Here is a 21,507-nt window from a genome sequence, read left to right on the forward strand (position 1 = left end):
GCCGAAGGGAATGCCGTGCGGTGCGGTCTCGGGGCCGCCGTCCCGCCCGGACCGCGTGTGCGGCCGAGGCCGGAATCCGCGCCATGCCCCTCAGCGCCCCTTGCGCGAGGGGACGACGATCAGTGGGCACTCCGCGTACTCGACCGGAGCGTGGCTCACCGACCCGAGGAGCAGCCCCCGGAGGCCGCCGAGGCCCCGCGAGCCGACGACGAGACACAGGCCCCGAGCGGCCTCGCCCAGCAGTGCTCCCACAGAATGTCCGAACACCACCTCGTGTTCGACCTCGACTCGATCACCCTTGCGCAACTCGCCGGTTGCCCGGTGCAGTTCGGCCTCAGCCCGGCCCGGATCCGCCGTACGCGTGGCGGAGGTCCGCCCCGACCGGGCCCGGCAGACCTGGACCGCGCAGCACGGCACCATGTGCCCCGGCCTGCGCGAAGGCAAGTTCCAGAGCCGCCAGGGAGTCCGGCGATCCGTCCACTCCGACGACGACCAGCGGCCTGGGGGCATTCGCGGCGGTGTCCGCCGTCTCGCGGACGACCGCCACCGGGCAGGGGGCGTGGGAGCTGAGCGGGACGCCGATCGGCGGGAGCGAGAGCACCTGCTCGACAACCGGCCTGCGCTTGGCTCCGACGACCAGGAGCGAGGCGTCCGCGGCCTGCTCCAGCAGCCCGCGCGCCCGCGGCCCGTCGACCGCGCGGGTCTCGGTCTCCAGGCCGGGTGCCACTGCTCGACGAGCTTGCGTGCCTGTGCCAGGACGATGTGGCCCCGACCCGGAGGTGATCGTCCAACGGTCGCGGGGTGTCCTCGTCCGGATCGGTCTGCGGCCGCTCCAGGACATGGACCAGCCGCAGCACCCGGCCGGTGCGGGCGGACTCGTCCGCCGCCCAGGTCAGGGCTCCTCGGCCGGCCGCGGAGCGACCGAGGCCGACGACCACAGGCCCGGACGGGGACTGGGACACGGGCACGGGCGTGGGCGTGGGCACGGGCGTGGGCACGGACACGGGCACGGGCGTGGGCACGGGCGTGGGTACGGCAAGGATCGGTCCGGGACTGTTCATCGGTCTCCTCCTCGGCTCCTGAGGTAGCTGTCCGCCCGATCAGCCCTTCCTTCCCGCACTGAGGTTCGGCAGGGTCCACGTTGCCCAGCGGCAGGGCCCGAAGGTCACGGTCCGCCGGTCCCGTGAATCCGGGACGCCATCGGGACCGTCGTTCCACCACCGGCGCCCAACGGCCCAACGACCCGTCGGCCGGCCCGGGGGCAAGCTGTCGTCCGCACCCTCGATCGACGGACTCGATCGCCCGGCGCCAATCGCCGGGATCGCCACTCATCCAGCCGATGGCGGTTCAGTGCACGACAGTTGAGGAGACATCCGATGCCCAAGGCCCATCTGGTCGGAGGCGGCATCGCCGCCCTGTCCGCAGCAGCCTTCCTCATCCGGGACGCGGGTTTCGCCGGCGGCGACATCCACGTCTACGAGGGGCAGGACGAAGTCGGCGGCAGCCTGGACGCGGGCGGTACGCCGGAGGCGGGGTACACGATGCGCGGCGGCCGGATGTTCGAGGCGCAGTTCCGCTGCACGTTCGACCTGTTGTCCGGCATTCCGTCGCTGGACGACCCGTCGAAGTCGGCCACCCAGGACATCTTCGACTCGCACGACGAATCCCCTTGGGACGACACCGCCCGCCTGGTGCGCGCAGGTGGCGAGATCTGCGACGGACACGCCATGGGATTCTCCGAACACCACCGGCTCGAACTGGTCAAGTGCCTGGCCACGCCCGAGCGGCTGCTGGACGGCAAGCGCATCACCGACTGCTTCGACGAGGGCTTCTTCACCACCGACTTCTGGTACATGTGGTGCACCACCTTCGCGTTCGAGCCGTGGCACAGCGCCATCGAGTTCCGGCGCTACCTCAAGCGCTTCGTCCACCTCTTCCCGGAGTTCGAGACGATGTCCGGGATCTACCGGACCCGCTACAACCAGTACGACTCGATCATCCGGCCGCTCACGGCCTGGCTCCTGGAGCAGGGGGTCCACATCCACATCGGCCGCCGGGTCGCGGACCTGGCCTTCCGGAGCGGGCCGGGCACGAGCGTCGAGCGCATCCACTTCGCAGGCGCGCACGCCGACCTCCCCGTCGCCGAGGACGACCTCGTGTTCGTCACCAACGGCTCGATGACCGCCGACTCCGTCCTCGGCTCCCACACCGCCCCGCCGCACGGCCCGGACACCTCCCTCAGCCCCGACTCCTTCCTGCTGTGGCACCGGATCGCCCGCGGGCGCGAGGACTTCGGCCACCCAGAGGTGTTCGACCGCAGCCCCAAGGACTCCACCTGGGAGTCCTTCACCGTGACTGCCAAGGACCCCGCCTTCCTCGACTGGATGGAGACGTTCACCGGCCGCCCGACCGGCCGCGGCGGCCTGCTCACCCTCACCGACTCCCCGTGGCTGCTCACCGTCGTCGTCAACCGCCAGCCGGTCTACCAGCAGCAGCCCGAGGACGTATCCGTGTGGTGGGGCTACGGCCTCTTCCCCGACAAGCCCGGCACCTTCGTCCAGAAGCCGATGCGGGAGTGCAGCGGCGCGGAGATCCTCCAGGAGGTCCTCCAGCACTTGGCCGTCGATCCCGACACTGCCGAGAAGATCGCGGGAACCTCGACCGCCGTCCCCTGCCTGATGCCGTACATCACCAGCCAGTTCCTGGTACGGAGCAACGGTGACCGGCCCCAGGTGGTCCCGAAGGGCTCCACAAACCTCGCCTTCATCGGCCAGTACGCCGAGGTACCCGACGACGTCGTCTTCACCGTCGAGTACTCCGTACGCACCGCCTGGACCGCCGTCGCACAGCTCCTCGACCTCGACCGGCAGCCCCCGGCCGTCTACAAGGGCGACCACGACCCGCACGTCCTTGGCCAGGCCCTGCACACCATGCACCGCAAGTAGCCCGACCGGCTCACACCGGAGAGGCGGGCACCGACCGCCTCTCCGATCCACCCGCACGACCCGGCTCCGGCACCTCGGGGCCCGGCCGACGGTCCTGTCCCAGCACCACAAAACGACCGATCCACCGTGGAAATCGACAAGGAGAGCTCGCCATGGCCGTCCACCACCCGCACCTCCCCCGGTTCACCCACCGTCTCACCACGGGCCGGCGCCCGGTCGCGACCCGGCGCTCCGGGGAGGCATCAGGCACCGTCGCCCTGACCACCGGGGCGGGGCTCGCGGTCGCGGGCGCCAGGATCACCGTCGGCTCCGTCTTCCTCTGGGCTTTCCTCGACAAGACGTTCGGCCTCGGCTACGCCACCGGAGAGGCCGGCTCCTGGCTCAACGGCGGCTCCCCGACGAAGGGCTTCCTCAGCCACGTCTCGGCCGGTCCGCTCCAGTCCACCTTCCACGCCTGGGCCGGGCAGGCCTGGGCCGACTGGCTGTTCATGCTCGGCTTGCTCGGCATCGGCCTCGCCTTCGTCGGCGGCGTCGGGATGCGCGTCGCCGCCGGTGGCGGCACCCTGCTGCTGGCCCTGATGTGGGCCGCCGAGTGGCCGCCCGCCCGCCACCTCGCCAACGGCGCCGCCAGCGGCTCCAACAACCCCCTCGTCGACTACCACGTCGTCTACGCTCTGCTGCTCCTCGCGCTGGCCGCCCTCGGCGCCGGCGACACCTGGGGGCTGGGGCGCCGCTGGGCCGCTCTCCCGGTCGTCCGCGAGCACGCCTGGCTCCGCTGAGCCCCCACCGCCGTCCCGGAAGCACCGCACGCCGAGGCCCCGCTGCCGGAGCCGGCGGCACCGCCCCCGCCACGGGGCAGGTGTCGTCGGCTCCGGCGGTTTCCGGCTCAGCGCGCCCCGTCAGGCCGGGGACGAGGACGAAGCGCAGGTGGAGGTCCTTGCCGAGGCCACCTGTGCCGCCGAGCGGCCCACCGCGTCCGCGTTCAGCCGACCGCCCGCACAGGCCGTCCCGTCGCCGGCGCCGAACAGGTACCGCTCCAGCAGCGCCTTCTCCTCGGCGCTCGCGTGGTGCGCCTTGAGCCTGCGGAACTCGGTGAGCGCGGCGTCGCGGATCTCCGCATCCAGGACGACGGCCTGTTCGGAGGCGCAGATCATGCCGTTGTCGAAGGACTTGGACAGCACGACGTCGTTCACCGCCCGCTTCAGGTCCGCGCTCCACTCGACGTACGCCGGGACGTTGCCCGCGCCCACGCCCAGCGTCGGTACCACGGCCACCTCGGTGCGGACGGATCAGTCGTGCGGGACGACCGCGACCGGGCAGTGCGCGTGGTGCGGGACGGTATGCGTTACACCGCCCGACCAGGGTGCGGCCGGGTGCAGCCCCGACGTCCGACGGCCCACCACCGTCAACGAGGCTCCCCGCGACGCCTCCACCAGCGCCCGTCCGGCCGGCCAGGCCGTCACCTCGGCCTCGACGCGCACCTGGGGGAACTTCTCGCGCCAGGGCGCGAGCGCGTCCTGGCGACGCACCGGCTCCGCCGCCGCCAGGGAGTCCCTGATCTCAGGCTGCCCCACCGAGGCCTCCGTCAGGTAGGGCCCGGCAGGAAGCGTGCGGTTCTCGAGCGCCCGAAGCGTCGCGGCCCGCGCGGCGGCCTGTTCGAAGGCGAAGGCGAGTACCTCGCCGCTGGGCGGAGCGCTGTCCAGCCCGACCACCACATCACCGGAGTCGCCCGCCGCTCCGTCCGCCCCGGCTCGCACCACAACCACGGGGCAGTGGGCACGCGCCACCGTGCGCAGCGCGATCGAGCCGACCAGCAGGCCGGTGAGCCCGCCCGATCCGCGTGAGCCGACGACCAGCAGGCTGTCCCGCCCGCCGGCGGCGACCAGCGCGTACGCCGGATTGCCGGGGACGTGCCGACAGGTGATCTCCAGGCCCGGCAGCACGCGCGCGATGTGGTCCCGCATGGCGAGCACCGGCTGCGGAAGGGACTCACCGCCGCCGCCGGGCTCCGTGGGTGCGAACGCCTCCGCCGCGCCGGCGTGGATCATCCGCAGCGGCCGGCCTGCTGAGCGGCCCATGCGGCCGCGGCCTTGCTCGGTTCCGATCCGTCGACTCCGACCACTACGGCGTGCGTCATGACGACGTTTCCTCCTCGTTCGACGGCCGCGGCACGGCTGCGAGCGACCCAGGGTCTCCGGAACGGACTCGCGGTCGCCCCGGGGCGGTCACAGAGGCCGAGCAGCCCTCCGGTACGGCCCGAAGGTCCCGCTCACGCGTCCGGGACGACGGCGACCGGGCAGAGCGTGTGGTGCAGGACGGCGTGGCCGACCGGGCCGAGCGCGCCGACCAGGAGCACGGGCCGCCTGCCCAGCACCAGCAGTCGGGCCTTGGCCGACGCCTCCACCAGTGCCGGGCCCGCTCCCGCGCCTGTGCTCTCCGGGACGGCCTCGACCTCGGGGTGGGCGGCCTGCCACGGTGCGAGGACGCGGGCGAGGAGTCCGGCCTCGTCGTCCGGCAGGCCGGTGGCCGAGGCGTGCACGACCCGCAGCGGCAGTCCGTGGCGGTGCGCGGCGGCGAAGGCGAACTCCAGGGCCGCCTCGGCGGGTCGGCGGGCGTCCAGCCCGAGCACGATCTGCTCGCGCGGATCCGGGCCCGGCGGGTCCACCGGCAGCACCACGGTCGGGCAGCCGGCCCGGGCGGCCAGGTGCAGGGCGGTGGACCCGACCCGCAGGTCCGGGAAGCCGCCGGTACCGCGGGCGGCGACGACGAGCAGTTCGGCGTCCTCCCCCGCGGCCAGCAGCGCCGCGGGGGCGAGGTCGTGGACCTCGTCGGAGCGGATCTCCAACCGGGGGTACCGCACCGCCAGAACATGGCAGACCTCGTGCAACAGGGCATCAGGGTCCGGCAGGCGCCCGGCGGGCCGGCCGGGGAGCAGCTGGGGCGTCAGGGGCGGGGCGTGCAGGACGCGCAGCGCGCGGCCGAGCAGCAGCGCCTCGCGGGCGGCCCAGTCGGCGGCGGCCAGGCTGGGGTCGGAGCCGTCCACTCCGACGGCGACGGGTAGGTCCACGGTGCTGGTCTCCTGACGGTCGGCCCCCCTGGTTCCACGTCAGCCCTACCAGGTCCAGTCGGTGATCTCGGGCAGGTCGGTGCCGTGCTCCCGAATCCAGTCGTGGTGGCGGGAGCGCCGGTCGGCCATCTCCTGGCGCAGGGCGGCGGCCCGGACGGCGAGGCCGGGCACCCGGTCGATGACGTCCATGACGAGCCGGTAGCGGTCGAGGTCGTTGCGGACCACCATGTCGAAGGGCGTCGTGGTGGTGCCCGACTCCTTGTACCCGCGCACGTGCAGGTGGGGGTGGACGGCGCGGCGGTAGGCGAGGCGGTGGATCAGCCACGGGTAGCCGTGGTAGGCGAAGATCACCGGTCGGTCGCGGCCGAACAGGGCGTCGAACTCCGCGTCGGGCATGCCGTGCGGGTGCTCCTCGGAGGGCATCAGCCGGGCCAGGTCGACCACGTTGACCACTCGGACGGCCAGGTCGGGCAGATGGCTACGGAGCAGCTGGGCGGCCGCGAGGACCTCCTGGGTGGGAACGTCCCCGGCGCAGGCGAGCACGACGTCGGGTTCGCGGGTGCCGTCCTCGGTACCGGCCCACTCCCAGATCCCGGCGCCCCGGGCGCAGTGGACGCGGGCCTGGTCGAGGGTGAGCCAGTCGAAGCAGGGCTGCTTGCCGGCGACCACGACGTTGACGTAGTCGCGGCTGCGCAGGACGTGGTCGGCGGTGGCGAGCAGGGTGTTGGCGTCCGGCGGGAAGTAGACCCGGACGGCTTCGGGGCTCTTGTTGAGGACGTGGTCGACGAAGCCGGGGTCCTGGTGCGAGAAGCCGTTGTGGTCCTGGCGCCATACGTGCGAGGTGAGCAGGTAGTTGAGCGAGGCGATGGGGGCGCGCCAGGGCAGGGCACGGGTGGTGCGCAGCCACTTGATGTGCTGGTTGACCATGGAGTCGACGATATGGACGAAGGCCTCGTAGCAGGAGAACAGGCCGTGGCGGCCGGTGAGGAGGTAGCCCTCCAGCCAGCCCTGGCAGGTGTGTTCGGAGAGGATCTCCATGACCCGGCCGTCGGGGGCGAGGTGTTCGTCGACGGGCAGGGTCTGCGCCTGCCAGGCCTTGCCGGTGGCCGCGTAGACGGCCTGGAGCCGGTTGGAGGCGGTCTCGTCCGGGCCGACCAGACGGAAGTCGCGGCGCTCGGCGGTGTCTGCCATCACCTGGGCCAGCAGGTCGCCCAGGACCCGGGTCGGCTCGTGCAGAGTGGCGCCGGGCTTGTCCACGGGTACGGCGTAGCGCTCCAGCGGCGGCATCGGCAGGTCGCGCAGCAGCAGGCCGCCGTTGGCGTGCGGGTTGGCGCCGAGGCGACGTTGGCCTTCGGGGACGCAGTCGAGGACCGGCGCCGCCGGGTGGCCGTTCTCGTCAAAGAGTTCCTCCGGCCGGTAGGAGCGCAGCCACTCCTCCAACTGCCGCAGGTGCGCGGGGTTGTCGCGGACCTGGTCGAGCGGGACCTGGTGAGCGCGCCAGGTGCCCTCGACCGGCAGTCCGTCCACCACGGCCGGGCCGGTCCAGCCCTTGGGGGTGCGCAGCACGATGAGCGGCCAGTACGGTCGGCGGGTGCTGCCCTCGGCGCGGGCCTCGTGCTGGAGGGCGGCGATCCGCTCCAGTGCGGTGTCCATGGCCTCGGCCATCGCCCGGTGGACGGTGAGCGGGTCCTCGCCGGTGACGTACAGCGGGTCGTGGCCGTAGCCGCGCAGGAGTGCGTCGAGTTCCGCCTCGGGCAGCCGGGCCAGGACGGTCGGGTTGGCGATCTTGTAGCCGTTGAGGTGCAGGATCGGCAGGACGGCGCCGTCGTTCACCGGGTCGAGGAACTTGTTGCCGTGCCAGGAGGCCGCCAGAGGTCCGGTCTCGGCCTCGCCGTCGCCGATGACGCAGGCGACCAGCAGGCCTGGGTTGTCGAAGGCGGCGCCGTAGGCGTGCGACAGCGCGTAGCCGAGTTCTCCGCCCTCGTGGATGGAACCCGGTGTCTCGGGGGCGACGTGGCTGGGCACGCCGCCGGGGAAGGAGAACTGCCGGAACAGCCGGGCCATGCCGTCCGCGTCCCGGGTGACGCTCGGGTAGGTCTCGGTGTAGCTGCCGTCGAGCCAGGAGTTCGCCAGCACGGCGGGCCCGCCGTGCCCGGGTCCCCAGACGCAGACCGCGTCCAGGCCCCGGGCCTTGATCACGCGGTTGAGGTGGGTGTGGACCAGGTTCAGGCCGGGCGAGGTGCCCCAGTGGCCCAGCAAGCGGGGCTTGATGTGCTCCGGGCGCAGCGGCTCGCGCAGCAGCGGGTTGGCCATCAGGTAGATCTGGCCCGCCGCGAGGTAGTTGGCGGCCCGCCAGTGGGCGTCGAGCGCCCAGACCTCCTCGTCGGACGGTCCACCGGGGGCCGAACTGGGGGTGTCGGACATGGCTGCGCTCTCCTCGGAGTCTGCCGGCTTCACCGACCGCCGGCGGGCGGTCGGCCTTCATCGTCGCCCCGCGGCCGGATCCTCCGCAGGGCCGAACAGGCCACATTCTGCAAGGGGAACGGGCCGGTGGTCCCTGCCCGTCCTGTGCCTCACTCGAACGGCCCCGGCCCACCGCCCGCCGCCGGGATGTAAGGCCTGGGAAAGGGGACTGCCGGCGGTCACCGGCAGCCGATCCGGCCTGCCTTGTCCGGCCCAGCAGTTGCCCGCGGTGGGGCGGATTCCGAGCGGTCCGAACTCACCTTCCAGCGCACCAACAGCGGCTAGGTAGGCGGCGGGTGGACGTGCCCACCCTTGTTGCGGGCCATCAGCTGGAGGCATCCCCGTCGTGCGCGAACATACGCCGTTGCGCGATGGTGGTCGGCACATCGTCAGCGAGTGCCGGTCGCGTCAGGGACGTCCGGTCAGCTGTGACTGCCGCTGAGGGGGACGATCCATTCGAGAACGGTGCCGGCCGGCTGGTTCGCGACGAGGGCGAAGGTGCCGCCCAGTTCCTCGGCACGCGAGCGCAGGTTCGCCAGTCCGCTGCGGCGCGTGACGGCCGGGTCGATGCCCCGGCCGTTGTCGCTCACTCGCAGGCACAGATCCGCGGCGGTGACTTCGACACTGACGTCGACGGCGGTGGCGTGGGCGTGCCGGGCCGCATTGGAAAGGGCCTCGCCCAGCACGGCCAGCAGTTGGTCGGCGAACTCGGTGGACACGTCGGTGTCCAGGAGGCCGGTCATCCGCAGCGCCGGGGCGAAGCCGAGCGTCTCGGTGGCCCGGTCGGTGGTTGCCACCAGTCGCGAGCGCAGACCCTTGCCGTCCCTGTCCTGCTTCTGCTCGCGCAGGGCATAGATCATGGAGCGGATGACCCGGATGGTGTCGTCCAGGTCGTCTCTGACCCGCCGGACCCGCTTACCCACCTGCGGCCGGTCGGCAAGCAGGCCCAGGGTGGACTCCAGTGTCAAGGCGCCGCCGAACAGCCGCTGGATGACGAGGTCGTGCATGTCGCGGGCAATACGGTCGCGATCCCCCTGTACCTCGCGTTCGGCACGGGCGGCGGCCAGCTCGGCCTGGGCGGCGAGCTGCGCGGTGATGTCCCGTGCCACGGTGGAGAAGCCGATCAACGTGCCGTCGGCGCCGGACATCGCCGAGACGGTGACGGCCACATCGACCTCGGTGCCGTCCGATCGGCGCCACCGGGTCTCGTGCGGCTCGGCGCGTCCACCGGCGCGGATCTCCGCCACTGCGGCGTGGAGGGCGTCCATCGCCCCACCGGGCAGGAGTACGTCGGCCGGCTGCCCGACGATCTGCTGCTCGGTATGGCCGAACAGGCGTTGAGCGCCCGGGTTCCAGGTCTGGACGAGGTGGGTGGGCGCAGGATCGACGCAGATCATGGCGTCGTTCGAAGACGTCACGATGGCCGCGAGCCGGGACGCCGCGCGCTGGGCCGCCTCGAGTTCGGTGTGCAGCGCGATCAGGCCCCGGTTGGTGTCGTCGAGCTCCTGGCGCAGGTCGGCGATCAGCTCCGCGCTGTCGGCGGGCTGGGTGTCGCGGAGCTCTCCGATGGCCAACTGTCCTCCGTCGTCCGTCATATGCCGGGCATCATCATGACATGCCGCTGCGGTCGCGGACCACGAGCACGGTGGCGTCGTCAGAGGGCCGTGCGTGGTCGCGGTGCACGACCGCGGCGATGATCGCCGGGTGGTGCTCCAGCAGGCGGGGGTGGTCTTCCAGGTTCCAGCCGGAGCGGATCCCGTCGGACGTCAGCACCAGGGTCGAGCCGGGTTGCCAGCGGCAGTGCTGGAGGTGTGTGCGCGGAACGGGGAGATGGGTACCGAGGGTGCCCGGGCGGTCCAGTAGATGGACCGAGCGGTGACCGTTGGTGATGATCCGTCCGGTGATGTTACCGACCGCCGCATAGCTGAGCTCGCCGTCCTCGGGGTCGATGACGCACGCGCCCAGGACACCGCCCCGGGTGGCGCGCATCGCCTGATGGGCTCGCTGGATGAAGTGGTCGAGGGCGGTGACCGGGCCGTGCTCGAACGTGGTGATCGCGGCGCTCGCCGCCAAGGCAGCACCGGCGCCGTGGCCGAGGCCGTCGACGACCAGGGCGGTCAGCCGCTCGCCAGGCGTGACCGACCACGCGTCTCCGGACTCGCCGTCACCGCCCAGCGGGACATTGACTCCGCCGAAACACCAACGACCTGCTGTGCCTGAGGGGTTGGCGCCCAGCCGGGCGTAGACGACCGTGCCTCCCCGGGTGGAGTACCAGTCGAACTCGACGGAGTTGCGCCGCACGACGCCCAACCCGGCATTCAGACCGCCACGACGATTCGAGGACGGCACCAGGTCCACCGGGGGAGTGAGGGACGCCGCGGTCATTCCCGGGCCGCGGTCGACCGAGATGAGCTCGATCCCGTCTGCGGCCCTGCGGGCCAGCACGTATCCCCCGGGGTGGGCATGCCGCACGAGGTTGGTGCCGAGCTCGGTGGCCACCAACTCGGCCACGCCCGCAGGAAGGCCGTGCTGGCCGACTGCCATCCGGGCGACCGCCCGGCGCAGGGCGCCCACGTCCTCCTCTGCCTCGATTGCATGGAGGCGGTGTTCGTTCTCGCTCATTGCCGCACCCCGGTCACCGCTGCCACTTCACGATCACCACGGTCGTGCCCGAGTCGGCGCCCGATGTGAGGGTCAGGTCGTCCACCAGCCGTCGCGACCCGGGCAGGCCCAGGCCCAGGCTGCCCTTGGTGCTGAAGCCGTCGGTCATCGCCGCCTCGATGTCGGCGATGCCCGGACCGTCGTCGGCGAAGGTGACTCGCACCCCCCGGCGCCCCTGCTCGTACACCTGCTCGGCGCGGATCCGGCCGCGGCCCCCGGTGGCGTAGTTGAGGATGTTACGAGCCAACTCGCTTCCGGCCGTGATCAGTTTGGTCGCGTCGACCAGGCCCAGACCCACTGCCTCGGCCTCGGCACGCAGGACCTTGCGGACCCGGATCAGATCGGCCTCATGGGCGATCGCGAAGACGGCCGGCTCCGCGTCCGTTGTGGTGTTCCAGGTCACAGCCGGACCGCACCGTTCTCGGCGCGGCGCAGCCGCTGCAGCAGTGCCAGGCCCTGCTCGGCGTTGAGCGCCGTGTCCAAATGGCCCATCGGGACACCCAGTTCCACCAGTGTGATGGCCACCGCGGGCTGAATTCCCACGATCGCGGCTTGGGCTCCCAGTAGCCGGATCATCGCCACGATTCGCGCCAGCACCCGTGCGATGAACGAATCGACCATAGCCAGCCGGCTCACATCGATCAACATCCCGGATGCACCGGTGCGCGCGACCTCCCGGGTGAGCTGCTCCTCGATCTGGACCACGGTCGTGTCGTCCAGGTCGCCCTGCAACGCCACCAGCAGCGTGTCACCGATCCGCATCACCGGTACGACGTCGTCGCTCACAGCGAGCCCCCCATGGACAGCGCCCGGGTGGCGGTCTCGGCGGTCCCGGCCCGCTCGGCCAGCAGCGCCAGCGCCAGTTGCAACGCGTCCTGCAAGGTGTTGCGCGACCGCAGGCGCCCCATGTCGATGCCCAGGTGCACCATGGACTGCGCGGTCTCCGGCCGCACCCCGCTCAGAATGCTCACCGCCCCCATCAGCGCAGCCGCCTGGACGGTCTTCAGCAGATGCTGAGCCACCTGGGTGTCGATGGTGGGCACCCCGCTGATGTCCAGGATCGCCACCTCCGCCTGAGTCTGGGCGATCTTCTCCAGCAGGCCCTCGGTCAGCCGGGTGGCTCGCAGGGTGTCCAAGGTCCCGATGATCGGCAACGCAAGTACCTTGTCCCACACCTGGATCACCGGCGTGGACAGCTCCAGGATCTCGTCGCGTTGGCGCTGCAGCCGCTGCTCGGTCTCCCTGCGCTCGGTGACATCGCGGATCGCTGCGGCAACCAGCAGACCCTCGGCCGTCTGGAGCGGGCTCAGGCTGATCTCGAGGGGGAACTCCGTGCCGTCCCTGCGCATTCCGGACAGCTGGAGTCCCTCGCCCATCGGCCGCAGCCGGGGCCCGGTGAGGAAGCCGTTGCGGTGGCCTACGTGGCGGTCGCGGTACCGCGGCGGTACCAGCACCTCTATCTCCCGGCCGACCAGTTCCCCGCGTTCGAAGCCGAACAGCGTCTCGGTCTGTCGGTTGACCAGTACGATGCGCCCGTCCGGGCCCACGATCACCATGGCGTCCGGGGCCGACTCCAGCAGACCGTGGAACAGCGACTCGGCCCGCGCACTTTCAGTGACATCCCGCAGGGCCAGAATGAAGCCGGTCACTGCGCCCTCTTCGCCCAGAACCGGCGTCAGAGCGACCCTGGCCAGGAAACGCTCGCCCCCCTTGCGGATCCGCCAGCCCTCAAAACTCCACCGACGCTCTTTGCGCGCCGCGGCCAGTTCCTGATCCAGCAGTCCGGCGTCGCGGTCCTCCGCGGTGTGCAGCACCGACACCGACCGCCCCACCACCTCGGCGTCGGTGTAACCCGTCATCGACGCGGCAGCGCGGCTCCAGCGAACCACCTGCCCACTTGGGCTGATCTTGATCAAAGCCTGATCGGTGACCGCGTCCAGCATCGACTCAAGCTCACGCACAGTCGCCTGGGGCTCCTGCTCACCTATCGATGGCGTCGTCATAGTCGGCCCCGTCTCCCCTCTCATACGGCCCGGGTTGGGCATCCACGGGCGACGTTGCGGTCCCGTCCGCGCTGATGTTACCGGGCGGACCCAGCATGCCAACGACCGACCACCGCTTCCCATGCACCGGGAGCAGGCCGGACGCGCGGATGCCGTGTCCCCACCAGGTGGACGCGGCATCCGCGCGGTGATGTCCCGTGCCTGATCCCCGGAAGGCACTGCGCCGTTTCAGTCGTGCGGCACGACGGCGACCGGGGCATGTGCGTGGTCGATCACGGCGTGGGTGACCGGGCCGAGACGCAGGCCAAGGTGGCGGCGGCGGAGCGACCGCTGCCGAGCTGCCAGGTACGCCTGACTGCACCCGACGGCTACCGGCGACTGCTGGACTGGCTGCGCTCGCACGGCGACCTGATGGCCGTCGGCGCCGAGGGCCCGGCGCACACGGGGGCCGAACCCGCCCGCCACACCGGCGGGCGGCCTACTGCCCCGCCCACTGCCTCAACTGGCCAGCGGTCTCGAAGTTCGCGACGCTCTGGTCAACGGGGGCCTGGCTGTACTGGTGGAAGAGCCACTGGTGCTGAACAGCGGGCTGCCCCGCCGGATGGCTGTAATCGGCAATCCACAGACCGTCCCCGCAGTTCGACGTGCTGTCACGGTTGTGCCAGAAGTCCACGTCGCAGTACAGGACGATCCGGTGGTTCGGTCGCAACTGCTTGACCGCTGCCAGGAACTGGTCCTTCTCCGCGCAGGTGGGCGCCGTACCGCCCTCGGCCTCCCAGTCACACGCGAGGATGTCGTTCGGCAGGCTCAGGCAGCGTTCGACGAAGCACTGGGCCTGTGCCTGCACGTCACCCGGCCTCAGGAAGTGATAGAAGCCGACGACGAGCCCCGAGCCGCGGGCCGACTGCGACTGGGCGGCCTGCTTGGGGTTGACGTAGTCGGTGCCCTCGGTTGCTTTGACGAACGCGAACGACAGGCCATTGGTGCTGAGGGCAGCCGGTTGGTAGCTGGAAACGTCGATTCCCTTCAGCATGATGGTGCCTCCTTGCTGAACTGGACAGGTGAAGTCGTCGGCGGGTGGAGTGGTTCTCGGACCGAATCGCGCCGGGAGTGCTGACGCGGGCGTTCCCGCCCGAGCCGGTTGATGAGGTGGCTTCCGGCTGCGGCTGGGTCCGGAGCCGCTGCGGGCGCTGTTCGCCCGGGTCTGCCACCCCGTGGCCACGAAGGGGACGGTCGGCGCGTGGTTTCGCCACTGGCGGCTGGTCGCGGTGGACGGTACCGCCTTCGACATCCCTCGGTGTGCTTGCCGAGACGGCCGTCGTACACGCCCCCACAGCCCGACCCAGGAGCCGTGTCAGCCGTAGATCACCAGGACCGTGGTTCCCTTGGGCGCCGCCGTGCCGGCGGGGGGCTGTTGTTTCACGACGTTTTCGCCGACGGCAGGGGCGGGTGAGGTCGGGTCGGTCATCAGTCTCAGCGTGGTCGTGCTCAGCACCCGCATGGCGTCGTCCGCGGTGCGTCCGGTCAGATCCGGTACGGTTTCGGTGCCCACGGAGGTGGTGAGCAGGTCGTGGGCCTGGTCGGTCGACTTTGAGGAGAAGTAGAACGCGGTGGCCGCGCCGACGGCTGCGCCGAGGGCGCCGATGAGGGTGCTGCGGGTGGTGGAGTCGTTGACCGCGAACGCGAGTACGGTGGCGGACAGGAGTCCGGCGATCAGGGCGAGCGCGATCCAGCTGCGCGCGACGCTGCCCATCACGCCCTTCGCGGCGGAGGCTCCCCAGAGGACCAAGCCGATGGCGATGATCACTCCGGCGATGATCAGCAGGGCGGCGAGGGTCTGCCCCCAGGTGAGTACGGCCGAGCCTCCCGGCGTGGGACTGGGGGACGGCGAAGGCGTATCGGCTGGGGATGCGGCCAGGAGCGGAAGTCGGAGCATGGCAGCCTCCAGGGCGTTCTTTTCGACGTCGCGGGGTCAGGACGGTGGTGTCTTCTGGGTGTAGGCCGTGGTGACGAAGCAGAAGATCTGGCCTTGAGCCGGGTCGGACGGCGAGATGTTGGGCGGGTTCAGGATGTCGGCCTCGTCGAACTGGAGGGTGAGGTCGTCACGCCCGGGGAGGTTCGGATCGTAGAGGCAGAGCGTCACCTGGTTGCCGCTCATCTGGTAGCCCCACGCCGCTACCTGGTGGTCGTGTTGCAGGTCCATCGGGTTGGCGGACAGAGCCTTCACCAGGCAGATCGGGGCGGGGAATCCGCTGTCGATCCAGGTGCGGATCTGTGGCCAGGCATCCTTGATGATGATCGGGGAGCGGCCTTCCAAGGGGTTTCCGGCGCTTCCGGTGTCCGGGTACGCGGGGTTGCCGATGGTGAGCAGGGTCACGGGCAGTGAGGGCAGGTCGAAGCTGTCGAAGAGCCGGCTGACCAGGTAGTCGTAGAGCGGTGTCCCGGGGGCGGCCGGATCCGGCCGGTCCTGCGGGACGGGCAGCGACGCCGCCCAGTAGTCGAGTGCCGCGTAGACCATGCCGCCGCACAATCCGTACTCGGCGTTGCCGATGGGGATGGTGGCCACCCCGAGGTCGATCGAGGTGAGCGGGGCGCTGGTCCAGCTGTTGTCGAACGGGAAGCCGTGCTGGGAGGGCCGGAAGGTGGTGTTGTGCGGCGTGGAGGGCTCCAGCACGTAGTCCACGCTCACGTTGTCGCCGGACCATCCGCTCTGGTAGAGCGCGAAGCCCGGACTGACGTCGGTGGCGTACTTGTTGGTTCCGGCGAAGGGGTTGTCCCAGGCGATCTTCAGGGAGGAGCCGTCGCCGCCGATCGCGTACACCGCGCTGCCCTGGGTGCCGGTGGCGATGCCGTCGGACTCCGAGGCCCAGGTGGTGTCGGCCTGCGGGCCGACGTTGTCCGGTGGCTGGGTGGTCCACTCGCCACCCGGAAGGTCGTTGGAAGTGAGGGTGAGGTCTTGGTCGCTGTGGTTGTGCAGGGTGATCTGGACGCTGCGTGCGGCCATCGGGCTTCCTCCTTGTGAGGTGTCGGCTAGGGGGAGACGGTGACGAACGGCACCTGCAGGCTGTCCCAGCTCGCCTGGCCGGGAATGCCGTCGGCGGCGGAGCCCTGGTAGCCGAGAGTGAGTTGCCAGGCGTGGTAGGACGCCTGGTCCCCGCTCCCCCAGATGTCCTCGCCGACAGTGCTCCGGTAACGGCCGCAGCCGACGGCGACGAGGCGGTTGTGCATGGCCGCGATGACCGAACTGCGGCGACCGGGCGAGAAGAAGTCAGTTCCGGGAAACGGCTGGTACTGCCGGGGCGGCGCAGCGGGCAGGGCCGGGTCGCTCACCGGCGGGAGTACGGGCAGCATCTGGCAGACGAAGGCGATCACCTGCATGTCGGGAATGCTCAGCACCGCGCTCTCCGCGGACACCTCACCGGGCCCGAACGGATCGGTCGGCAACTGCCAGGGTCCGAAGTGCGTGCTGGTGGTCGCCGCCGCCAGGTCGTCCCCTGTCCACTGCCCGGACACCTCGACGTTCGCGGTGAGGATCATCGTCACCGGCAGACCGAACGGCGTGCCGACCGGGAGGCTGCCAGGCAGCAGCGATCCGGCCCTCTCGCCAGGGAGGTACCACAGTGGGCTGTTCAGCAGGACGTCGTTCCACCAGCCCGACCGGGACATTGCGACCTGGAAGTAGTTCATGGTCAGGGTGAGGGCAGAGGCGCCGACGGGGGTCGGCGAGGCCGCGGGGGGATTCTCGTCACTGTCCGAGCCGTTGGTGCCGGGCGCGGCAGCCGCCTGGTCGCTCTGGGATCCGTCGTCACTGCGCCACGACCACAGGGACTGGTTGCCCGCATCTGGTCCGGCATCGGACGGGGGCTGGTCGGAGGCGTCCGGCCCGGGGGCGGTGACGGAGCGGGTGGACTGGTACCCGGGCCAGCTCGCCACTCTGTCGGGGGCGTACCAGTCGAGCGGCGCCGTCCTGATCTCCTTGGGCGCTCCGACGGGTCCGATCGCCTGGGCGGACTCCTCCTTGAGTCGGACGAAGGCGTTCGCCGTGTCACTGCCGACGGGTGCCGCCGGGGCCGCGAGCTGGGTCACTGCCGTCATGATGTCGCCGGCGGTGGCGCCGCCCGCGCTGAACTGGCTGTTGAGCACCGGGGCGACCCGGTCGACGACCGTGGTCAACCAGGTATCGACCAGTGCCGGGTTGACCACTCCGTTCTGGTAGAAGGTGTCCGGGCGGACGGCGACGGCACCGGGCAGGAACGCGACCGTGGTCGGCCCGTCGCTCGGCTGGGCGAACTGGCTGTCGATGAAGTCGTACAGTGCCGCGCCGAGTTGGTCGAGCCTGGAGGTGTCCACCATCACCGTCTCAGCCGCCCGCCGTCGGCGTGGTCGTGGTCGACGAGGTCGTGCTGTCGGTTGCGCCGACGACGGCCGGGGGGTTCACCCCGTCGACCCGTGGTGAGGCGGGCAGGATCTCGCCGATCCAGCCGACTATCTGGCAACCGTTGATCGACAGCTTTCCGTGCTGGGAGTTGCCGTCGAACCACCAACTACCGCTTGCCGCAGCGGATTCGGACTCCGAGCCGGACCAGTCGACGTTGCCCTCGTGGGCCTCGCCGCCGAAGCCCAGGTAGCCGACGTTCCCGCTGACGCTGGTGCCGCTGCTCTGGTCGGAACTGGACGCGTTCTGGCACCACGAACTCATCCGGTCACCGGCATCCCCCCAGTTGCTTGCCGTGATGACGACGTTCCGGACCACCATGAACTGAGTCGTGATCATCGGCAGTGCTTCAGCCGCGCTCTGGTCCTGGGTCTGCGCGTCCTGTGCCTTGACCGCTCCTCCGATGGTTCCGTCGCTGATCGACTTCGGGGGCTCACCGGGGAGGTACCAGCCGTCGACGAGGAACAGCTCCGAGAGCAGCCATGGACGGTAGATGGTGCACAGGCCGTACTCGAAGTGGATCTCGACGTCCGACGTGCTGTTGCTGAAGCTGATACTGGTGCCCCCCGAGGCTGAGCTCCCTGCCGAGTCGCTGCTGGAGGTGCTGGTGGCATCCGCACCGAAGGTGACCCCGAACACCATCGCCTCGCCTCCGCCGCCCACCGACTGGCTGTGGCCCTGGTACCAGCTGTTCGCGAGCTGGGAGGACTGCGTGGCACCGGACGAATCCCACTGGCTGGCGGCGATGTCGAGTTCGGTGAAGCCGTTCTCCCGGTCGTTCGGGTCGTACCAGGTGCTCGGCATCACTTCGGAGTAGGGCGAGGGCACGGGCACACCGGTCAGCCCGAGATTCCATGCTTTGTACAGGGTGCGGGCCTGGCTGACGAAGAATGCCCCGACACTTCCGCCCACCGATTCGAGAGTGTCGAGCGCACTCTCGATGGTGTCGGCATCGCCGCCCGCACGCCATTCGTCCCAGGCGGTGTCGACCTTCTGCTGGAGTGACTGCGACGTCACCGGCCAGACCTGGCCCTTGACCGGATCGGTCATCGCCTCGGCCTCCGCCGTCGCGAAGTCGCTGCGAGCATCCGCCCATTTCTGGGCGGCGTCCTTGTACGCCATGTACGCGTCTGACATCTTTCCGGTGTCATTCCCTTTGGCGTCGAACTTGTGGAGTACCTGCCGCGCCTTGTCGATCCGGTCCTGGACGTCCTTGGGAGGCGGCGGTGCCGACAGGCCCTGCGCTTTCATGACCAGGCCCTCGTAGGCGGTGCTGAGGATCTCCGAGCCCTGGAACGGAAGGTAGCTGCCGTCCGTGGTGACCATCAGCCGCTGGTCGACCAGCGTTGCCGTGTTGAACGCCGCTTTCAGCGACTGGACCAGTTGTGGATTCTCCGTCGGCGGCGGTGGCACCGGGGGCTTCTTGGCCGCCACGGCCGGACCCACCGGGCCGGGGGGAGGTACGGCGGCCGCCACATCGGGGGGTATCCCCGCCTGGCTCCCGGCCCCGGCGACCGTGGTCGTGCCTACGGGTGACCACGGATCGGCGAAGTCCTTGGGATTGATCGGCATGCCGTTCGGCATCTGCATGTAACAGACCTGACGCAACGGCTGGCCGTCCTTGGTCAACGCCTGTGAGCCCAGGGCCTTCGCCACGAGGCTGCTGAGCATCGCCTGCAGTGCGCCGGCCAGCTCGCCGGCCGCCTGGGTTGCGCCCACGGTGGGCTGGTTCATGATGTCCTCCTCGACGGAGGTGGGAAATTGATGATGACGGCGTCTCACGCATGGCGCGATGGAGCGCGGCGTCGTCGGCAAGACGCGCGGAGGCGGTGGCGCCATCGGAAAGTCCCGGAGCCATCAGCTGGACCGGACGCACCGCAAAGTTCTTCTGCAAATCATTGTGCCAGGCGGGCAGTTAACGGCCAATCCCGACAGTCCTCTTCGGAATACGGGCCGCTCCTCGATCGACAGTCGCGCAACCCGGCACGGCATTCGCCTACTTGCCCGCTGGTTGTGCGGGTTGTACTTGCGCTCCTTGTAGACCTCGGCGAGCCGGGTCTTCGCCTTCTCCGAGTTGGCGAACCCGGACTCCTCGACCTGGCGGCCGGCTGCGTTGCGGTACCGGATCGTGCACTCGTGCGGGCACCGCGGCCACCGGCTCTCGGAGTCCTCGCACGTTTTGAAGAAGCTGCCCATGCCGCGGATGAGTCTGATCGCTGCCACTGCTGCTGACCCCCAGGCAGGTTTGCTGACCGTTTGCTGACCCTGGATGGTCGAACAGGCCTCTGAGCTGGGATGAAACGCTCACCACGTGATATGTGGTGGAACTTCATCGGCCGGTCCAGTGAGGAGATCGCGCAAGCACGACTCGACCGGGAGAAGGGGGAGCGCTTCGGCGAGGTCCAGGGCTACCCGGGCGACCGCCTGCCCGCGCCGGAGCTGCCGAACGTCGCCCTCAAGGCGCGCGGAAACCGCCTCTGACCTGCGCCGATGCCACCGGGGTGGCGATCGCAACGATCAGCCCTGAACGGCGCTCCGCGACCGCCGCTGGCACCCGGTATGGCCCCGGCGGGCATCGTCGGCCACGGCCTCGGGAGTGATCGCCAACACCTCGCCGATTCTCACATGTCGGCAGGTTTTGCGGGCTGTGGGTGGATGAACGCCGACTTTTTGCTGACTTTTCTGACGGTCCGTCAGGCGCTGAAACCTTGCGCCTTACTGATCATTTCAAAATGAGTTCGGCTCAGGGGCTTGGCAGTTGAGGCGTCCGGGCGGCGGAGTGCTGCACGTGTCGGATGATCTTGTGCCTGATGACCTGTGGGAGCGGGTGGCTCCGCTGCTGCCGCCACGTCCGCCGCGACGCCACCGCTGTCCCGGGCGGCTGCCGGCGGACGACCGGGCTGCACTGCGCGGCATCGTGTACGTGCTGCGCAAGGGTGTGAGCCGGCGGGACGTTCCGGCCGAGCGGGTGGGCTGCAGTGGGGTGACGGCCTGGCGGCGGTTGCGGGACTTGGCCGAAGCGGGCGTGTGGCCGCGCCTGCACGAGGTTCTGCTCGCCGAGCTGCGGGCCGCAGGGCTGCTGGAGATGGACGATGCCGCGATCGACGGTTCGCACGTCAGGGCGCTGAAGGGGGGCTCACACCGGACCTTCGCCGGTCGACCGCGCACGGCCGGGCAGCAAGCACCACGTCCTTGTCGACGCCCAGGGCATCCCGCTCGCGGTGTCTCTGACCGGCGGCAACCGCAACGACGTCACCCAGCTCCTGCCCCTGCTGGCGAAGATCCCACTCGTCGCCGGCCTGGTCGGTCGGCCACGGCACCGTCCGGACGTGCGGCTGGCCGACCGGGGCCACGACCACGACAAGTACCGGCGCCTTGCGTGGAAGCGGGCATCAAGCCCGTGATTGCCCGCCGCGGAGTGCCCCACGGATCACGGCTCGGCGTCCATCGCTGGGTAGTCGAGCACACCATCGCGTGGCTCCACGGCTTCCGACGCCTTCGCATCCGCCGGGAGCGACGCGACGACATCCAGGCACGTCCACAGGCAGACGCTGGAACGGTCGGCGGAGCCGAGGCGCAACCGGGCCGCTGACCGCGGTGGTGCGCAGTCATGAGGCGGCGGCGATCGACAACGCGCCAGACCCGCTTGTGCACCGTCCAGCGCCGAGCGGACGAACCGTCGGGCCGGCGCGACGCTCTCCGGTACCGGCGGAAGCCGCCGTGACGCCGTGGGATGCCCATGTGGGGACCTGCCCACGAAACGGTGAGGCTATCCGGGCAGCCAGGCCCGAATGAGGGCACCCACGTATACCTCCCGACTCTTCCGTGGTACGGCCGCGGCTGGTGTGATGCACCGGTCCGGCCGGGTGCTCGTGGCAGATGTACGCGATCCTGGATTCGAGGAGCCCGAGCTGCCGATTCGCGCCCGTGAAG

Annotated in this window: 18 protein-coding genes and 2 pseudogenes; 4 read left to right on the top strand and 16 right to left on the bottom strand. The window is 70.5% G+C overall.

All coding sequences use genetic code 11. The features are described from left to right. Positions 1–90: 90 nt before the first annotated feature. Complete coding sequence (locus ACZ6R9_RS18660) at positions 91–420, bottom strand: universal stress protein (protein ID WP_465538929.1); 330 nt, start codon at positions 418–420, stop codon at positions 91–93. After that, a complete protein-coding gene (locus ACZ6R9_RS18665; RefSeq protein ID WP_465538930.1) occupies positions 335–841 on the bottom strand; it encodes a universal stress protein in 507 nt (168 codons plus the stop codon). Before ACZ6R9_RS18665 ends, ACZ6R9_RS18660 begins: the two co-directional genes overlap by 86 nt. A gap of 535 nt (positions 842–1,376) precedes the next feature. On the opposite strand from ACZ6R9_RS18665, the gene ACZ6R9_RS18670 reads away from it, so the two are divergent. Together ACZ6R9_RS18670 and ACZ6R9_RS18675 are read left to right on the top strand one after the other, a co-directional pair. Further along, positions 1,377–2,945, top strand: a complete 1,569-nt coding sequence (locus ACZ6R9_RS18670) for an oleate hydratase (protein WP_465538932.1) — start codon at positions 1,377–1,379, stop codon at positions 2,943–2,945. 152 nt (positions 2,946–3,097) lie between these two features. Further along, positions 3,098–3,724, top strand: a complete 627-nt coding sequence (locus tag ACZ6R9_RS18675) for a hypothetical protein (protein WP_465538934.1) — start codon at positions 3,098–3,100, stop codon at positions 3,722–3,724. 120 nt (positions 3,725–3,844) lie between these two features. Here ACZ6R9_RS18675 and ACZ6R9_RS18680 read toward each other — a convergent pair whose 3' ends face one another. The 14 genes from ACZ6R9_RS18680 to ACZ6R9_RS18745 form a co-directional block, all read right to left on the bottom strand. After that, positions 3,845–4,213, bottom strand: a complete 369-nt coding sequence (locus ACZ6R9_RS18680; protein ID WP_465538936.1) for a hypothetical protein — start codon at positions 4,211–4,213, stop codon at positions 3,845–3,847. 21 nt (positions 4,214–4,234) lie between these two features. Then, entirely contained in the window at positions 4,235–5,023 is a 789-nt protein-coding gene (locus ACZ6R9_RS18685; RefSeq protein ID WP_465538938.1) for a universal stress protein, read from the bottom strand. Positions 5,024–5,214: 191 nt separating this feature from the next. After that, positions 5,215–6,012, bottom strand: a complete 798-nt coding sequence (locus tag ACZ6R9_RS18690; protein WP_380482931.1) for a universal stress protein — start codon at positions 6,010–6,012, stop codon at positions 5,215–5,217. Positions 6,013–6,057: 45 nt separating this feature from the next. After that, a complete protein-coding gene (locus ACZ6R9_RS18695; protein WP_380482930.1) occupies positions 6,058–8,436 on the bottom strand; it encodes a phosphoketolase family protein in 2,379 nt (792 codons plus the stop codon). Positions 8,437–8,897: 461 nt separating this feature from the next. Next, the gene (locus ACZ6R9_RS18700; protein ID WP_465538941.1) at positions 8,898–10,070 is read right to left on the bottom strand and encodes a PAS domain-containing sensor histidine kinase; all 1,173 of its coding nucleotides are present in this window, start codon (positions 10,068–10,070) and stop codon (positions 8,898–8,900) included. 13 nt (positions 10,071–10,083) lie between these two features. Then, a complete protein-coding gene (locus tag ACZ6R9_RS18705) occupies positions 10,084–11,097 on the bottom strand; it encodes a SpoIIE family protein phosphatase (protein ID WP_465538943.1) in 1,014 nt (337 codons plus the stop codon). A gap of 13 nt (positions 11,098–11,110) precedes the next feature. Further along, positions 11,111–11,539, bottom strand: a complete 429-nt coding sequence (locus ACZ6R9_RS18710; protein WP_380482924.1) for an anti-sigma regulatory factor — start codon at positions 11,537–11,539, stop codon at positions 11,111–11,113. Continuing rightward, positions 11,536–11,898: an STAS domain-containing protein gene (locus ACZ6R9_RS18715; RefSeq protein ID WP_465539377.1), complete on the bottom strand. Its 363-nt coding sequence runs from the start codon at positions 11,896–11,898 to the stop codon at positions 11,536–11,538. The genes ACZ6R9_RS18710 and ACZ6R9_RS18715 overlap by 4 nt, the downstream gene beginning before the upstream one ends. Before the next feature lie 20 nt (positions 11,899–11,918). Continuing rightward, a complete protein-coding gene (locus ACZ6R9_RS18720; RefSeq protein WP_380482922.1) occupies positions 11,919–13,097 on the bottom strand; it encodes a PAS domain S-box protein in 1,179 nt (392 codons plus the stop codon). A 520-nt stretch (positions 13,098–13,617) separates the two neighbouring features. Further along, complete coding sequence (locus ACZ6R9_RS18725) at positions 13,618–14,172, bottom strand: GH25 family lysozyme (protein WP_465538946.1); 555 nt, start codon at positions 14,170–14,172, stop codon at positions 13,618–13,620. 321 nt (positions 14,173–14,493) lie between these two features. Continuing rightward, positions 14,494–15,075: a PASTA domain-containing protein gene (locus ACZ6R9_RS18730; RefSeq protein WP_465538948.1), complete on the bottom strand. Its 582-nt coding sequence runs from the start codon at positions 15,073–15,075 to the stop codon at positions 14,494–14,496. A gap of 36 nt (positions 15,076–15,111) precedes the next feature. Then, positions 15,112–16,143, bottom strand: a complete 1,032-nt coding sequence (locus ACZ6R9_RS18735) for a hypothetical protein (RefSeq protein WP_380482917.1) — start codon at positions 16,141–16,143, stop codon at positions 15,112–15,114. A 26-nt stretch (positions 16,144–16,169) separates the two neighbouring features. After that, entirely contained in the window at positions 16,170–17,492 is a 1,323-nt protein-coding gene (locus tag ACZ6R9_RS18740) for a peptidoglycan-binding protein (protein ID WP_465538950.1), read from the bottom strand. Positions 17,493–17,499: 7 nt separating this feature from the next. Next, complete coding sequence (locus tag ACZ6R9_RS18745; RefSeq protein ID WP_465538952.1) at positions 17,500–19,308, bottom strand: hypothetical protein; 1,809 nt, start codon at positions 19,306–19,308, stop codon at positions 17,500–17,502. A 582-nt stretch (positions 19,309–19,890) separates the two neighbouring features. On the opposite strand from ACZ6R9_RS18745, the pseudogene ACZ6R9_RS18750 reads away from it, so the two are divergent. Together ACZ6R9_RS18750 and ACZ6R9_RS18755 are read left to right on the top strand one after the other, a co-directional pair. Next, a pseudogene (locus tag ACZ6R9_RS18750) lies at positions 19,891–20,055 on the top strand (pirin family protein); the annotation flags it as partial. Between the two features lie 307 nt (positions 20,056–20,362). Continuing rightward, positions 20,363–21,166: pseudogene (locus tag ACZ6R9_RS18755) on the top strand (IS5 family transposase). The last annotated feature ends 341 nt before the right edge of the window (positions 21,167–21,507 follow it).

Source organism: Kitasatospora sp. NPDC048662, from assembly GCF_055587065.1.

Excerpts from the sequence above, each read along its gene's own strand:
- ACZ6R9_RS18675 (WP_465538934.1), top strand. The coding sequence starts at position 3,098 with ATGGCCGTCCACCACCCGCACCTCCCCCGGTTCACCCACCGTCTCACC.
- ACZ6R9_RS18715 (WP_465539377.1), bottom strand. The coding sequence starts at position 11,898 with ATGCGGATCGGTGACACGCTGCTGGTGGCGTTGCAGGGCGACCTGGAC.
- ACZ6R9_RS18725 (WP_465538946.1), bottom strand. The coding sequence starts at position 14,172 with ATGCTGAAGGGAATCGACGTTTCCAGCTACCAACCGGCTGCCCTCAGC.
- ACZ6R9_RS18700 (WP_465538941.1), bottom strand. The coding sequence starts at position 10,070 with ATGACGGACGACGGAGGACAGTTGGCCATCGGAGAGCTCCGCGACACC.
- ACZ6R9_RS18730 (WP_465538948.1), bottom strand. The coding sequence starts at position 15,075 with ATGCTCCGACTTCCGCTCCTGGCCGCATCCCCAGCCGATACGCCTTCG.
- ACZ6R9_RS18665 (WP_465538930.1), bottom strand. The coding sequence starts at position 841 with ATGTCCTGGAGCGGCCGCAGACCGATCCGGACGAGGACACCCCGCGAC.
- ACZ6R9_RS18740 (WP_465538950.1), bottom strand. The coding sequence starts at position 17,492 with ATGGTGGACACCTCCAGGCTCGACCAACTCGGCGCGGCACTGTACGAC.
- ACZ6R9_RS18670 (WP_465538932.1), top strand. The coding sequence starts at position 1,377 with ATGCCCAAGGCCCATCTGGTCGGAGGCGGCATCGCCGCCCTGTCCGCA.
- ACZ6R9_RS18705 (WP_465538943.1), bottom strand. The coding sequence starts at position 11,097 with ATGAGCGAGAACGAACACCGCCTCCATGCAATCGAGGCAGAGGAGGAC.
- ACZ6R9_RS18745 (WP_465538952.1), bottom strand. The coding sequence starts at position 19,308 with ATGAACCAGCCCACCGTGGGCGCAACCCAGGCGGCCGGCGAGCTGGCC.
- ACZ6R9_RS18660 (WP_465538929.1), bottom strand. The coding sequence starts at position 420 with ATGGTGCCGTGCTGCGCGGTCCAGGTCTGCCGGGCCCGGTCGGGGCGG.
- ACZ6R9_RS18735 (WP_380482917.1), bottom strand. The coding sequence starts at position 16,143 with ATGGCCGCACGCAGCGTCCAGATCACCCTGCACAACCACAGCGACCAA.
- ACZ6R9_RS18695 (WP_380482930.1), bottom strand. The coding sequence starts at position 8,436 with ATGTCCGACACCCCCAGTTCGGCCCCCGGTGGACCGTCCGACGAGGAG.
- ACZ6R9_RS18685 (WP_465538938.1), bottom strand. The coding sequence starts at position 5,023 with ATGGGCCGCTCAGCAGGCCGGCCGCTGCGGATGATCCACGCCGGCGCG.